Genomic DNA, 1,292 nt, shown 5'->3' on the forward strand with positions numbered 1-1,292 from the left:
CAAAGACCGCGATTGTGCCCGTCTCCTGATCGAGCATTGGATGAGTATGACCCCTCTCTCATGCATGCAAACCTCAGGTATCGCCTCTCTTTTCCCTTCAGGTATTTCATCGATTTACCGTCGTACCGATCCCCCACAGCGCCCTGCGTTTTGCCTATCACTCACCTCCGATCATTCTCACGCGACGCTGCTGCATCTGCTGCATCCCTCCTTTCTGCTGCCTTCCTCCTTCTCGCCTCAGTGGCATTCTGGACAGCCGCTTTGCGTCCCGCGGAGCCCTTGGTCGCATGGGCATTATCGGCAGCCGCGCTGCGTCCCTCGGGGCCCTTGGTCTCATGGCCTTTCCTGGCAGCCTCGCTGCGGTCTGATGTAGGCTGATAGGCAGGTCGCCCATTAGCGTTGACCCAACCATTGATTTGTCCTCTTGATCCTGTGATAAGGGCGCTCACCGATTTATTATCTAATTTCTTATTCTTAGGTCGCTCACGAGAGGGTTGCTCACGAGAGGAGTGGTTCGTGTACTTGCCCGGGCCTAGAGCAAACTCTACATAGCTGAGGTAATTATTCAGGTTATAGATTGTCAATCCCGGACTTCGCAACAGTCGGGAGGAAGGGTCCTCAGGAGCCGTCCCCACCTCGGCGGGCGGCGCGCCGTGGGACTCGACAGCAGAGTCGTCAGGGGGCCGCATATAGAAGCCGCGCACAAAGTCGTCAGGGGGCTGCGTATAGAAGCCGCGCCCAGAGTTGTCAATGTCTAAGCCATCCACAGCACCCCATGGAGGAGCCGTCCCCACCTCGGCGGGCTGCGCGTCGTGGGACTCGTCGGGAAAGTAGGCATAGGCAGGGGATTGCGCATAGAAGCCGCGCTGAAAGTCGGCTGCGTCATCGTTGGAGCCGCGCTGCTCCAAGAACCAAGAAGCGCTGCCACCATCCTCTTGACCCCAGTGCTCCTGCGAAGCAGCAGCGACCCCTGAGGCATCGACCCCTGATCCACCCCTCCCGTCGGGATAGGTCCGGTAGTGCTCCGAGTTGGCAGCGGCAGGAAAAGACCCATACCAATTATAGTGCTCTTGATCCAACACCATATTCATCCGTTCCTGCGGATCGTTGGTGACTTCAGTCGGAGGGGTATGCAAACGTGGGATATCCATCGTGCTCCATCCTTTTTTCCTAAAAAATAAACCAGCAACCATGGCAAAACAAGAGGGAAACAACCCCAATCTGCTAAAGCGGGCATCCACGCGCACACTTTCTTGCCGCACCCGGCGTTACGCTTCTCAGGCTCTACGAAG

Annotated in this window: 1 protein-coding gene; it reads right to left on the bottom strand. The window is 57.2% G+C overall.

The genetic code is table 11. The features are described from left to right. Window positions 1–161: 161 nt before the first annotated feature. Window positions 162–1,151: a hypothetical protein gene (locus F1593_RS28030; protein WP_149404844.1), complete on the bottom strand. Its 990-nt coding sequence runs from the start codon at window positions 1,149–1,151 to the stop codon at window positions 162–164. Window positions 1,152–1,292 lie beyond the last annotated feature (141 nt).

The organism is Dictyobacter arantiisoli, assembly GCF_008326305.1.
GTDB lineage: Bacteria > Chloroflexota > Ktedonobacteria > Ktedonobacterales > Ktedonobacteraceae > Dictyobacter > Dictyobacter arantiisoli.